At 53.6% G+C, this 13,710-nt stretch carries 14 protein-coding genes; all 14 read left to right on the forward strand.

Going from position 1 to position 13,710, the window contains the following annotated elements; genetic code table 11:
- Window positions 1-18 precede the first annotated feature (18 nt).
- A complete protein-coding gene (locus tag H5T67_00670) occupies window positions 19-348 on the forward strand; it encodes a (2Fe-2S)-binding protein (protein ID MBC7243831.1) in 330 nt (109 codons plus the stop codon).
- A complete protein-coding gene (locus H5T67_00675; GenBank protein MBC7243832.1) occupies window positions 335-1,423 on the forward strand; it encodes an FAD-dependent oxidoreductase in 1,089 nt (362 codons plus the stop codon). Before H5T67_00670 ends, H5T67_00675 begins: the two co-directional genes overlap by 14 nt.
- Window positions 1,420-1,917, forward strand: coding sequence for a 4Fe-4S dicluster domain-containing protein (locus H5T67_00680; GenBank protein ID MBC7243833.1), 498 nt, complete (start codon window positions 1,420-1,422; stop codon window positions 1,915-1,917). Before H5T67_00675 ends, H5T67_00680 begins: the two co-directional genes overlap by 4 nt.
- Before the next feature lie 10 nt (window positions 1,918-1,927).
- On the forward strand, window positions 1,928-2,215 hold the full coding sequence (locus tag H5T67_00685) for a (2Fe-2S)-binding protein (GenBank protein MBC7243834.1): 288 nt from the start codon (window positions 1,928-1,930) through the stop codon (window positions 2,213-2,215).
- A gap of 4 nt (window positions 2,216-2,219) precedes the next feature.
- A complete protein-coding gene (locus H5T67_00690) occupies window positions 2,220-3,383 on the forward strand; it encodes an FAD-binding oxidoreductase (protein MBC7243835.1) in 1,164 nt (387 codons plus the stop codon).
- Window positions 3,376-4,266, forward strand: coding sequence for a 4-hydroxy-tetrahydrodipicolinate synthase (gene dapA, locus H5T67_00695; GenBank protein MBC7243836.1), 891 nt, complete (start codon window positions 3,376-3,378; stop codon window positions 4,264-4,266). The genes H5T67_00690 and dapA overlap by 8 nt, the downstream gene beginning before the upstream one ends.
- A gap of 147 nt (window positions 4,267-4,413) precedes the next feature.
- Window positions 4,414-5,706: a branched-chain amino acid ABC transporter substrate-binding protein gene (locus H5T67_00700; GenBank protein ID MBC7243837.1), complete on the forward strand. Its 1,293-nt coding sequence runs from the start codon at window positions 4,414-4,416 to the stop codon at window positions 5,704-5,706.
- Window positions 5,707-5,802: 96 nt separating this feature from the next.
- The gene (locus H5T67_00705; protein MBC7243838.1) at window positions 5,803-6,765 is read left to right on the forward strand and encodes a branched-chain amino acid ABC transporter permease; all 963 of its coding nucleotides are present in this window, start codon (window positions 5,803-5,805) and stop codon (window positions 6,763-6,765) included.
- Window positions 6,766-6,926: 161 nt separating this feature from the next.
- Window positions 6,927-7,853: a branched-chain amino acid ABC transporter permease gene (locus tag H5T67_00710; protein ID MBC7243839.1), complete on the forward strand. Its 927-nt coding sequence runs from the start codon at window positions 6,927-6,929 to the stop codon at window positions 7,851-7,853.
- Window positions 7,854-7,912: 59 nt separating this feature from the next.
- Window positions 7,913-8,734: an ABC transporter ATP-binding protein gene (locus H5T67_00715; protein MBC7243840.1), complete on the forward strand. Its 822-nt coding sequence runs from the start codon at window positions 7,913-7,915 to the stop codon at window positions 8,732-8,734.
- Window positions 8,715-9,428, forward strand: a complete 714-nt coding sequence (locus H5T67_00720) for an ABC transporter ATP-binding protein (protein ID MBC7243841.1) — start codon at window positions 8,715-8,717, stop codon at window positions 9,426-9,428. Before H5T67_00715 ends, H5T67_00720 begins: the two co-directional genes overlap by 20 nt.
- Before the next feature lie 25 nt (window positions 9,429-9,453).
- Window positions 9,454-10,782 carry an aspartate aminotransferase family protein gene (locus tag H5T67_00725; GenBank protein ID MBC7243842.1) on the forward strand — a complete coding sequence of 443 codons (1,329 nt, stop codon included), beginning with the start codon at window positions 9,454-9,456 and terminating at the stop codon, window positions 10,780-10,782.
- A 377-nt stretch (window positions 10,783-11,159) separates the two neighbouring features.
- The gene (locus H5T67_00730) at window positions 11,160-12,902 is read left to right on the forward strand and encodes a hypothetical protein (GenBank protein MBC7243843.1); all 1,743 of its coding nucleotides are present in this window, start codon (window positions 11,160-11,162) and stop codon (window positions 12,900-12,902) included.
- A 13-nt stretch (window positions 12,903-12,915) separates the two neighbouring features.
- Window positions 12,916-13,707 carry a 3-oxoacyl-ACP reductase FabG gene (locus tag H5T67_00735; GenBank protein MBC7243844.1) on the forward strand — a complete coding sequence of 264 codons (792 nt, stop codon included), beginning with the start codon at window positions 12,916-12,918 and terminating at the stop codon, window positions 13,705-13,707.
- The last annotated feature ends 3 nt before the right edge of the window (window positions 13,708-13,710 follow it).

Genomic DNA, 13,710 nt, shown 5'->3' on the forward strand with positions numbered 1-13,710 from the left:
GTAGTTGAAGGAGCAAATATGCGCGTTGAGATACACCCTATATTAGGGGAAATGAAGAAGCCACGCTTGGTCGAGATCGAAGTGGATGGCCAAGTCATCCAAGCAATCGAGGGAGAGCCAATTGCAGCGGCCTTGCTGGCCGCAGGGAAACACATCTTTCGCTATACGCGGAAGCGGCATGAGTCGCGGGGCGTCTTCTGCGCCATCGGTCGCTGCACAGATTGCATGATGACGGTAGATGGCATCCCAAATGTCCGAACCTGCGTCACGCCGGTCAAGGCAGGGATGAAGATCCAAACTCAGCATGGACTGGGCGAATTTAGGAGGCCCTTCCATGAAGGAGACTGAACTTGCCATCGTGGGTGCCGGACCAGCGGGGCTTTCGGCGGCTATCGAAGCAGCCCGTGCCGGGGTACAGGTAGTACTGATCGACGAAAACGAGAAACCCGGAGGACAGCTCTTCAAACAAATCCATAAATTCTTCGGCTCGAAGGAGCATTATGCCGGTATCCGTGGCATAGATATCGGCGCGAAGTTGCTCCGCGAAGTGGAAGCATGCGGCGTTCAAGTTCTGCTCAATTCGGTCGTCTGGGGTATCTTTTCTGACCACACCCTGGGCATTATCCATGAGCAGAAAAATCTCACGCTCAAGGCGCAAAAAATCCTCCTAGCTACAGGAGCAGCAGAGAACGCGCTGGCTTTCCCGGGTTGGACCCTCCCCGGAGTCATGGGTGCAGGAGCCATACAGACTCTGGTGAACATCCATCGCGTGCTCCCCGGACGGAGGGTACTGATGGTAGGCTCTGGAAACGTGGGCTTGATTGTTAGCTATCAATTGCTGCAAGCAGGGGCGGAAGTAGTTGCTGTGCTGGAGGCAATGCCCAAAGTGGGCGGCTACGGCGTGCATGCCAGCAAACTCAGACGCCACGGCGTGCCCATCCTCACCTCCACGACGATCAAAGAGGCGCGGGGCAAGGAGAAGGTAGAGGAAGCGGTCTCTATCGGGCTGGATGAAAGCTGGCATGAAATTCCTGGGACAGAAAAGGTATATCAAGTAGACGTTATCTGCCTCGCTTTAGGGCTTACGCCGCTTTCCGAATTAGCATGGATGGCAGGGTGTCAATTCGACTATATTCCTCAGCTTGGGGGACACATACCAGTGCACAATGAGAACATGGAGACCACTGTGCCTGGCATCTATGTCGCAGGGGATATGTCTGGGATAGAAGAGGCAAGCACAGCTATGGAAGAAGGAAAGCTGGCTGGGATCGCTGTAGCAGAAGCTTTGGGTTATCTATCCCCTGAAGAAGCAGCATGCAAGAAGGAACAAATTTTGAGACGGCTGGATGAGCTGCGCAGTGGGCCCTTTGGCGGAGCCAGAAAACAAGGCAAAGAACACTTGAATCAGAGGTGTAGCCAATGACACTAGCGAAAGACGGTGCGCTCTCTTTGGAGGAACTAGCCACATTGCCTGGTATGCCTTCTAAAGAGAGGCTGGAACAAGGCCCCGTGGTAGTCATTGAGTGTGCACAGGAGATTCCGTGCAATCCGTGCGAAGCAGCCTGCCCTAATGAAGCAATCCAGGTAGGCGAACCCATCACTAATTTGCCCGTGTTAGTGGAGGATAAATGCACCGGATGTGGCCTCTGCATCGCCGCCTGTCCCGGACAGGCCATCTTTGTGATAGACATGACGTATTCAGAGGCAGAGGCCACGGTGCAACTGCCCTATGAATTTCTACCCCTTCCCGAAAAGGGTGAAATCGTTGATGGCTTAAATCGAGAGGGGCAAAGAGTATGCACCGCTCGCGTGCTGAAAGTGCTGAACCCGAAGAAATTTGATCGTACTCCAGTGATCACGATCGCTGTACCTAAAGAATGCGCTATGGCAGTGCGCAACATTGCCATCAGGAGGTAGAAGAGACGGAATGTCGCTAGAACCAGAGGATGAGGTGATTATCTGCCGATGCGAAGAGGTCTCTCTGAAAGAGATTCTCGAAGCCATTGCAGAGGGAGCACGTACAGTGAACGAAGTAAAAATGCGCACTCGGGCAGGAATGGGCCTTTGCCAAGGCAAGACCTGCCGTAGGCTGGTGAGCCAGATTCTTGCTCAACAAACAGGACAGCCCATGGGAGAAATCATGCCAGCCACGTTCCGCCCACCGGTGAGGCCGGTGCCTATCGGCGTGCTCGCCACGGGCGATGATGAAGGGTAAGATAATGCTTCCTGATGTGGTGGTCATAGGCGGCGGAATTGTAGGATGTTCTTGCGCCTACTACCTAGCCCGTGAGGGAGTTAGGGTGTGCTTGGTGGAGAAAGGCAACCTAGCCTCGGGGACCTCCCGGGCTGGTCAAAGCCACATTGTCCTCTGGGAAGAGCCTGACATCAATCTGCAATTGGAGAAAGCAAGCCGCCTCCTGTATGAAGCGCTGGCCGAAGAGCTGCCCTTCGACATCGAGTACCGCAGAACCGGCAGCCTGGCACTCGTGGAAAACGCGGGGGATTGGGAGCCGTTCGAGCGCACCGTGCACTCTCTGCAGGCACGAGGCTTGGACTGCCAATTGCTGACGAGCACAGACCTGTGTCGCCTGGAGCCGAATTTGGCACCCGATTTAGCAGGTGGAGCCTATTTTCCAGAGGATGCGCAGGTGAACCCCATCCTGACCACACTGGCTTTGGCGCAAGCAGCTAAGAACATGGGTGCCGAGATCCGTCCCTTCACTGAGGTCACCGGTATTGAGCTTTCAGCAGAGCGAAAAGTAACAGCTGTTGATACTACGACAGGGCGCATTCCCACCGCAATAGTGGTGAATGCTGCGGGAGTCTGGAGTGCTGCCATTGGGACAATGGTAGGGCTGGAGATACCCGTAATCCCTCGTCGAGGGCATATTATCGTAACTGAACCCGTGCCGGATAACCTCATCAACTGCAAAATCATTTTAGCAGCGGGCTACATGCAAACGCTGGGCGCGACCAGTGGGGTCGCCATGTCGGCCAATATCCAGCAGACGCACAGCGGCAATCTCTTGCTGGGAAGCAGCCGAGATTTTGGTGGTTTTGACCGCACAGTGAGACCCGAGGTCATCCGCGCCCAACTGGCGCGCAATCTGCGCTTCTTGCCAGCTCTCGCCAACATCCATGTCATCCGCACCTATGCTGGCTTGCGGCCATACAGCCCAGACCTAGTACCGATCATCAGCGAAGGCGATGGCGTGAAGGGTTTCTACATCGCCACGGGGCATGAAGGCGCGGGGATTACCATGGCCCCTATCACAGGGAAGCTGATCAGCGAGATGATTACCAGCAAGGCACCCACTGTGCCGTTGGAACCATTATCATTGCGCCGTTTTTCTCACCGGCAAGAGGAGGACAGACTTGGCTAAGCACAACAAATGGTTCGGGGTCTATGTAGTGGTTTGCACGCCGTTTACCGAGGATGACGAACTCGATGAAGAGGCATTGAGAAGGCATATCCAGTTTCTGCTTGATGCCGGAGTTCACGGGGTCATCCCTACAGGCAGCACGAGCGAATTCGCCGCCCTATCTGAAAGCGAACGCAAAAGGATTGTAGATATCACCATAGACGAGGTAAAAGGCAGAGTGCCAGTAGTGGTTGGCACAGCAGCAGTGTCGACGCGGGACACCATCATGTACTCCCAATACGCAGAAAAAGCTGGTGCGGATGGTGTAATGATCGTACCTCCGTACTATTGCCATCCTACCGAACGTGAGGTATACTATCATTATGAGGCGGTCGCAGAGAGCATTCACCTGCCGATCATGCTGTACAATAATCCCTTTACCTCCGGGATAGACATGCAACCTGCCCTGATCGCACACCTGGCAGAATTGGACAATGTCGCCTATCTCAAAGAAAGCTCCGGCGACATGCGGCGTGTGAGCGAGATTATGCGACTTTGCGGGGATAAAATGACCGTTTTCTGCGGAGCCGACAACCTTGCCTTGGAAATGTTCGCTATCGGTGTTCCAGGATGGGTAGCAGCTCCTGCCAACGCCATCCCGAGGCAATGCGTGCAACTGTATGAACTTGCAGCCGTGAAAAAAGACCTTGATAAAGCGAAGCAACTGTACTTCAAACTGCTGCCTTATTTCACTGCGTTGGAATCGGGTCAATTTGTGCAATATGTGAAAGCATCGTTGGAAATCCTGGGCCATCCCATTGGCACACCCAGGCGGCCATTGCTGCGCCCACCTGAGGAGGAAATCGAGCATCTCAAGGAAATATTGGCTGCATTACCTGGATAGCTTGTCCGCATCCCTTGCCCTTAGGGCTGGGTAGCGGTTCAATTCCGACCCCTGAAAAGGAAAGGAGGTGGTAGCGAAGGAAATGCCTACGCTGCTTCAGAATGGGTGGTTGCAACAAAAACTCAAAAACCAAAGGAGGGTGAAAAAATGAAAGGCAAATTGCTCAAGGTTGTGCTTGTCGTGCTTGTGCTCAGCGTGTTCGTGTCCGCCTGCGCCCCGTCTCCTACGCCCACGCCACAGATCGTGGAAAAGGAGAAGATCGTCGAGAAAGAAAAGATCGTTGTGGTTACAGCCACACCGCCTCCGGCTGCCAAACCCATCAAAATTGGCTTGCCGGTAATCCTGACCGGGGCGGACACCTATGTGTTCGGGGAGATGGTGCGGGATGCTGCTATCCTGGCAGTAGAGGAGATCAACGCCGCCGGTGGGGTTCTGGGCCGCCCACTGGAACTGGTGGTCATGGATGACGCCGGCGATCCTGCGCAAGCCGTGGCAGTGGCGCACAAGTTGTGTGAAGACCCTGAAATCGTCGCTGTTATTGGCCACACCTTCAGTGGTACCACAATCCCCACCTTGCCCATCTACAATGAGTGCCGCCTGGCGCAGCTCGAGCTCGGGAGTAACCCCCGTATCACCGTCATGGGCTACGATCATGTCTTCCGCATCACCTGCGCCAATGATCTCATCACTGGGTATGCCGGAGCGGATTACGTGGTCGAGAAGCTCGGTATCAAGTCCGTCGCCGTCATCCACAACAAGACGATGTGGGGCGAAGCCGTGGCCACGGTGTTTGCCAAGCGGTGCGAGGAGCTGGGCGTGAAGGTAACCAGTTTCCAAGGCGTGGACAAGGATGCTGTGGACTTTACCCCCACTCTGACCAAGGTCAATGCCGAGAAACCTGAGGCGGTATACTTCGCTGGTTACTCCGAGAGTGCCCTGGTGTGCAACCAGATGGCGGACTTGGGCATGAAGCAGCATTACATCGCTGCCGAAGCCACCAGCTCGGAATACGTCGACGCAGTGAAGGAAAGGGGTATTGGCACACTGGCTCCTACGGCTGCTCCGCCTCTCGACTTCAGGCCCGAGACGCGCAAATTCACCGCCGCCTTCAAGGAGAGATGGGGTAGAGATCCCGAGGAATGGTCTCCTGTCTACTATGATATCGTCTATGCTCTAGCGGCTGCGATCAAGCATGCTGGCACAACCGACAGGGAGGCCATCATCAAAGCCCTGCATGAAATCGAAGTCCCCAGCATTGTCCATCCGGGTGGTTTGGCATGGGATGCAACTGGCGAACCCAAGTACCCCGTTGCCTTCGTCTGGGAACTCCAGCCTGACTTGCAAATGAAAGTTGTATATGTCTGGCAGGGTACACCACCTTACCAAACCATGTCCTATCAGGAATACAAAACCCTGGTAGAGTCGTTGCTGGGGAAATAACAGTCTGCATTGGGCTTGGTTGGCGAGCGTGCTTGCCAACCAAGCCCACCAACTGCCGACTTTCATTAGCATTCCTAAGGAGGGGCAAACGATACAATGACAACTTTTGTACAGCAAACCTTGAATGGTCTAACTATTGGCATGATTTATGCCTTGATCGCTTTGGGCTACTCCATGGTCTATGGTGTCTTGAAAATGGTGAACTTTGCCCATGGCGACCTATGCGTCTTGGGCGCGATGTTCTCCCTGTTCTTGCTGCGCGCAACGGGCATTACCAAGGGCCGCCTCAACATTATTGACCCCCCATTGATGGGGACAAGGCTGTTGTTGGTGCTAGGGATGGTTTTCTTGGGCGGAATGCTGTGTTCCATGATCACATCCCTCATCATAGAAAGGCTAATCTACCGTCCATTGAGACGCGCTTCCATCTTGACCGTTCTAGTCAGCGCCTTGGGCGTCTCCATCGCTTTGTCCAATACCATGATGCTTGTCTTTGGACGCGAAATGAAAAGCTTTCCCTCGCTGTTGCAGAAAAAATACTTCACAATTCTAGGAGCCACGTATTCTAACCTCCAGGTGTTCATTGCCATCCTGACCATCCTCTTGTTGATTGGCCTGTTCTATTTAGTCAACAGGACCACCCTGGGGAGATGTATCAGGGCTGTCGCCGCGGATAGGGACATGGCCGGGTTGCTTGGCATTGACGTGAACCGCGTTATTGTGGCGGTATTCGCACTTGGCGCTTCTCTAGGTGCAGTTGCCGGCATATCGCATGCGATGTATTATGGGCAGACGTACTATCTCACCGGCTACCAGCTCATGATCCTGGGATGGGCATCAGCAGTCATCGGGGGCATTGGCGATATGCGCGGTTGCGTCATCGCAGGGCTACTTATAGGCTTGTTGGAAGCCGTCGGAGGTGGCTATCTCCCATTACTGACGGGCGGATTGTTGGGAGCGGACTACCGACGCATCTTTGTTTTCCTCGTGCTTATCATCACCCTGGTGATCAAGCCTTCTGGAATTCTCGGTAAGCCAGAAGTAATCGTGAAAGCCTGAAATGGCTACAAGATCAGTATAAGGAGAGACAAAAAGTGTCCAACCAAAAGAATGACGATCGAGCGACTACCCAATCATTGGGTACTTCCCCGAATCAAGTGCGGCAATACTGGCGCGTGCTCTCCAAGAAAGCATGGGGGAAAAGACTGCTCCTAGTTGCTATGGCTGTCCTGCTCTTGGCGCTACCCAAGATCATTACCAGCAACTATTGGTTGCGCATTATTGACATCGCAGGCCTTTATGTGATGATGGCATTGGGATACAACCTTATGTTTGGCTATACAGGCCTCTTCAATCTGGGTTTTGCAGCGTTTTTTGCTATAGGAGCGTACTGCTATGCGATGATGGCCTCTCCACTGCACAACGTGCACCTGCCCTTTCTGGTCATTCTCCCTGTGGCAGTTGGCTTGACTTCCCTAGTATCTTATCTACTAGGTATTCCCTCGATATCACTCGTCGGCGATTATCTAGGGTTGGTGACCTTATCTTTTGCCGAGATCTTCAGAATTCTCGTAAATAACCTCAAGTTCACCAACGCTTCCTATGGCATCATCAACATTGATGCCATTAGGCTGCCCTTTTTCACATTTAAAAGCGTCAGCGATTACTACTACCTTATTTTGCCTCTCTGTGCCCTGATGTATTGGATCATCAAACGTCTAGAAGATTCGCGTATTGGAAGGGCATGGATGGCTATCCGCAACGATGAAGAAGCCGCTCGAACTTCGGGCTTAGATACGAAGCGCTTGAAGTTGCTCGCCTGCGCTATAGGAGTGGCTCCGGTAGGCATGGCAGGTGTTATCTTTGCCGGTATGCAAACTTTCGTCAGCCCGGAAAGTTTTACCTCCCGGGAGACGTGGTTGATCATTGCTATGGCCATTGTGGGCGGGCTAGGTAATGCCGATGGCGCGGTTTTGGGCGCGCTATTGTTGACAATCTTGCCAGAACCACTGCGCGGCACGCCTCTAGAAAGTGCCAGAGCGCTCATTTATGGATTACTCTTGATCCTCTTTTCGCTTTTCCGCCCTCAAGGGCTATTGCCCAGGCGTTATTGGAAAGGCGAGGTCGAAACGGAGAAATCTGATTAAGAAGCACGCTATCTATCTCAAAAACGGAGGTTCATGTCATGGCTTTAGCCACTGGCGATATGAGCACGGGTAATAGCCCGAGCGAAACCAGAAATCCCTTAGATAACTTCCTGGTAGTGAAGGATTTGACGAAGGATTTCGGTGCACTGAGAGCGGTGAACCAGGTAAGTTTCGAGATCCACCAGGGACAAATCTTCTCCCTCATCGGCCCTAACGGTGCCGGAAAGACCACCACGTTCAATCTCATCACGGGCGTCTTGCCTGTTACCTCCGGTGAGGTAACTTTTTGTGGAAGAAAACTCGTTGGTTTGCCAGCGCACAAGGTAACTGAGTTGGGAATTGCCCGCACCTACCAGTTAATCCGTGTCTTCAAGAACATGAGTGTGTTGGAAAACGTGCAAGTCGGTACCCATTGTCGGACGACAAACGGTGTCTGGGATGCTATTGTGCGCGCGCCGAAGGCAAGGCGAGAAGAAAAATGGAGCCGCGAAAGAGCTTTGGAACTGCTGCGTTTTGTCGGCATAGCGGAACATCGAGATAAGTTGGCAGGCGCCCTCACCTTTGGCCATCAGAGACGTCTGGAGATCGCGCGTGCACTGGCCTCTGAACCAAAGCTATTGCTGCTCGATGAACCAACTGCAGGCATGAACCCCTCCGAGAAGGAGGAGATGATCTCGCTCATCTACACCATTCGAGACCAGGGAGTTACCGTCCTGCTCGTAGAGCACGATATGAACGTCGTGATGGGCATTTCCGACTGGATAGCTGTTCTGGACCATGGGGTCAAGATCGCAGAAGGCACTCCTGCGGAGATACAACGCGATGAGCGAGTCATAGAAGCATACTTAGGAAGGTGGGCGCATGAGCTTGCTGCAAGTTGAAAATCTGGTAACCAAATATGGCGGGATCCCTGCTCTGAAAGGGATATCCTTCGAGGTCAAAGAAGGCGAAATTGTAGCCTTGATCGGCGCCAACGGGGCTGGCAAATCAACCACATTGATGACCATCTCTGGAGCACTGAAACCATCCAGTGGGAAAATCATCTTTGATGGAAAAGAGATCCAAGGCATGCCCTCGCATGAAATTGTCAATCTCGGCATTATGCAGTGCCCAGAAGGAAGGAGGTTGTTCACCAGTATGACGGTAGAAGAAAACCTCCTCTTGGGTTACTATAGCCGACGCAGCGAGGGCAAGCCCGCCGACGCAATGCGCCGGGTCTTCAATCTATTCCCCAGATTGGAGGAGCGCCTGCACCAATCTGCTGGCACCCTGAGCGGAGGGGAACGACAGATGTTAGCCATTGGTCGAGCGCTCATGGCCAAGCCCAGACTTCTCATGTTGGACGAGCCCTCCCTGGGATTGGCGCCAAAATTGGTGGAGACTGTCTTGGACACCATCAAGCAAATCCGCGATGAGGGGGTCACCATTCTTCTGGTAGAGCAGAATGCCCGCGCCGCTTTGTCCATGGCCGACCGCGCCTATGCGCTAGAAGTCGGAAACATCACCCTGGAAGGAACGGGGCAGGAGCTCCTCCACGATGCAAGAGTTATCAAAGCATATCTCGGCGGCAAGTAGCAAAGCAAGTTGAGAAGGCAAGTGGATGGCCCCCGCAACGGATAGATCGAGAGAACTCTTCGCGCGTAGCCTGCGTGTGTTGATCGAAGGCGTCAGCTCCCCCTCACGAGGCCCAGCCAACTATGGAGCATACCCGCTCTTTATTGCGCGTGGTGAAGGTGCTCATCTCTATGATGTAGATGGCAACTGCTATGTAGACTGGATGATGTGTTACGGCCTGGAGCCACTGGGGCATGCTCATCCATCCATCGTCCAAGCGGTGAACGAAGCAGTAGCCACCGGCCCTCACTTCGCTGCCGCCACTGAAATCGAAATAGAGGTAGCCGAGCTAATCCAGCACATGGTACCCAGCGCAGAGCGCGTGCGCTTTGCGAACACCGGCACTGAGGCGACTATGGCCGCCATCCGACTGGCGAGAGGCTACACCGGCAGGCCCAAGTTCATTAAATTTGAGGGACACTATCATGGCTGGTATGACGACTTCTTGGCGAGTGTTCATCCCGCAGAGCTTCCCAGGTTGGGTCACCGCAATGACCCCATCAAACTGATCGAAAGCTCGGGGTTGAACCAGCATGCGCTAGATGATACTATTATTGTGCCATGGAATGACTTACGAGCGGTAGAGCGAGCCATTCACACCTATCGAGGACAAATCGCTGCCGTCATCACCGAGCCGGTCATGTGCAATATGGGCATCATACCGCCAGAGCCAGGCTATCTGCAAGGATTGCGCGACCTGACCCGTGCCAACGATATCCTCCTCATCTTCGATGAAGTTACAACGAATCTGCATGTCCCCTCTGGCACTTGCCAGAGGTACTATGGCATCGAACCTGACATCTCTACACTAGGTAAGGCGCTGGGAAATGGGTTGCCAGTGGCTGCCTTGGTTGGTCGAGCTGAGATCATGGAAGCGTTATCCTGGGGTGGTGTGCTGCACTATGGGGCGCAGAACGCATCGCGCATCGGGCTGTATGCGACGCGTGCCGGCCTGCAGGAACTGAACCGCAACGACGGCGTAGCCTTGCGTCACGCGGAACGTATCGCACAAGAGCTCTCGGCCGGGCTGCGTAACTTGTTTGCAGAACGACGCACAAAAGCGATCGTGCAGAACGTAGGTGCGATGTTACAACTTTTCTTCACAGAGCAACCCGCCATCCGCGATTACCGTGAGTTCTGTGCATATGTGGACCAAGCCAAATTTAAGCGATTCGCACAGGCACTCTTCAAGTACGGGGTGTACCTAAGCCCCTCTCCAGTACTGCACTCCATCGCCACAGCAGCTCATACTATGGAGCACGTAGAGTTCACCATCGATGCGATGAGACAGGCTCTGCGAGACATAGAATCATAACAAGCGAGGCCCCTGCATTGTCAGGGCATATCTATTCCTACCTTATGGAAGCAAATATTCTTACAATAGCACGGCTGGTGGATACACAGGACAGTATAGCCACTTGCGTCGTGCTGAGACGTAGCTGAAGTATCTCGCCCAATTTGGGCGGAGCCCGCCTCAGTGGCGAAGGATTATTCGCTGTGCTTGGAATGATACAGAAGGGGCACAAGCGTATCACGCGATAACTCACCTTGTGTCATGCTGAGGCGTAACTGAAGCATCTCGTGCAGCTTGGACAGAATCCCTCTCAGTAGCAAAGAGCACCTTCGCTGCGCTCAGAATGACACGCGAGGCGAACGATGAAGACAGTGTCACTATAGACAAGGGGCAACCGGATGGATGAAATAAAAGCCATCGTTCAGGAAGCAAAAAGAATCCTTCCTTCATGGGAAGAAGTATCTGCGGAGGCACAAGAGCGGGCCAGCAAGGTCGAAATTGGACGCACCCTCTTTTTCAAAGAGCATGGAGTTTCCTCGGAGATTGAGTACAAGAGGCGTGCCATGCGACAAGGTACAATCATGCTACATGCTCATATTGGCCTAGATAGCTGGGAAGAGACAAAGACAGCCCTGCTCTATTTGCACGATGAGATGTCGAAACGAGACTCCAGAATAGACCGATTTGGCCTGTGCCTCGACCGCGTCATGGGCTATCCACCAGAGATGCGCGGTTCCGTGCCGCGTGAGACGGGCCCGCAGTTGAAATCCTTAGAAGACTGGATGGAGGTAGGACAGGTTGTACCCATCCAACCTCATGCGGGGGATTTCATGATCGGTTTCCCCGCTTCCATGGTTAATACCGAGAACGCGCTGCGCGCCGGAATCACGACCATAGGAAACCTCTCGCAGTACTTCGCACACGGTCTTCCGCAATGGAGCGATGAGGTCACGACAACCGTGGAAACAGCCAAAGCACTATACGTAATGGGCAGGCTGAAAGACAAGGGCACGCTGGTGCATTCCTACCTCGATGACGGCTTTGGCTCACTGCTCAACGACTATGCTGACATAGCAGGTTGGGCATATTTGGAAAAATATATCGTTGAAGAACTTTTCGAAGCCAAATTGGCACACTGTTTTGGTGGGGTTACCGCTGACCCTCTGATGAGAGTGGCGTGGGTGATGATTATCAAAGACATCCACGGTGAAGACTGCGTAGGCTCCATGTGGTACGGCGATACCATTTCCTTCAGTGAGGACCTGGATAGAAACCTCGGCCTGAATGCAGAGTACCTGCTGTGGGATATGGTAGCGCAACTCGTCTGTCCCACTGGCCATGCACTGGTTCCCCTGCCAGTTACCGAAGCAATACGCATCCCTTCTGCTCAGGAAATCCTGCAAGTTCACGTCCTAGCCAGGCGCGTGGAAGACTCAGCTCGCCATCTGGCACCTTATCTCGATCTCACGCAAGCCAAGGCGATAAAAGACAGATTGATTGAAGCAGGAAGAGGCGTATTCGAACGCACCCTTGGGGGCCTTCAAGCTCAAGGGGTGGATATCCACAACCCGCTCGAAATGCTCTTTGTATTGAAGAAGATGGGGGCTGAGAGATTTGAGCGGGAATACGGTGCTGGCGCTCTAGATGACACTTGGCCAAGGGGCAGGAAACCCATACAGCTTACCGACATGTTTGCACGCACATATCAGACAAGCCAGGCAATCATCGCCCAACTTCAACAAACAGAGCGCACAGCCAAAATAGTGATTGCCTCTACAGACGTACATGAGCATGCCCTATTTATCATCCGTAGGGCGCTGGATGCTATGGGAATGATGCCCATTATGGCTGGCTCAGAGAAAAGCCCTGCTGACATCATTAAAATAGCATCCAATGAGACAGCAGACGCCATCGTCGTGGGCACATACAACGGCCTCGCGCTTGAAATAGGCAAAGCCTTGCGCAGCGAAATGGACAGAGTAGGACTAAAAGTGCCCCTCTTCATGGGCGGAAAGCTCAACCAGGCAGTCGAGGGTCAAGCACTGCCGGTAGATGTCTCTGATGAGATTGCTGCGCTGGGATTCATCCCCTGCCAGACCATCCAGGAGCTACTGGATAGACTGGGGGAGATGTTCGGCTAAGGGGAGTTCGACGATGAAACTCAAAGGCAGGACCGCGCTTGTAACTGGCGCGAGCCAGGGGATAGGCAAGGCAATCAGCCTGGCATTAGCTGAAGCTGGCGCTGATGTGATTGTAAACTGCGACCGAAACATGACAGCGGCAGAGGCCGTGGCACAGGAAATACGAGCACTGGGCTGTCGAGCGATCGCCGTCCAGGCAGATGTCTCCAAGTGCGATCAGGTCACCCGCATGGTGCAACAGGCTCTGGCGGCCTTTGGCACCATTGACATCTTGGTCAACAATGCAGGCATCTTCATCCCTAGCCCCATCGAAGATTTGAGAGAAGAGGACTGGGATCGGGTGATAGATGTGAACTTGAAGGGCGTCTTTCTCTGCTGTCAGGCAGTGGGCAGACACATGATTGAGAGAAAAGCAGGTGGATCTATCATCAACGTAGCTTCCATATCTGGCCACATGCCTGAAATCAACGGCGGTGCCTACTCACCCAGCAAAGCCGGCGTGCTCGCACTAACATGCCTTCTCGCCGTTGAGTGGGCCAAGTATGGGATCCGTGTCAATGCCCTGAGCCCAGGGCCCATCATGACGCCTTTGCAGCGCGCTGCCTTCCCTAGCGAGAAACTCCTGGCTGCAAGGAATCGAGCAGTGCCTATGAATCGGCACGGCTTGCCCGAAGAGATGGCTAAAGTCGCGGTCTTTCTCGCTTCCGATGACGCCAGCTATATCACAGGTGCGGACATCACGGCTGATGGAGGATCGCTGGTGAGTATGTTCTACCTAGTTCGCCAACTGGCCGAGTGCGCGTGAGAG

Source organism: Chloroflexota bacterium, from assembly GCA_014360905.1.
Classification (GTDB): domain Bacteria; phylum Chloroflexota; class Anaerolineae; order UBA2200; family UBA2200; genus JACIWX01.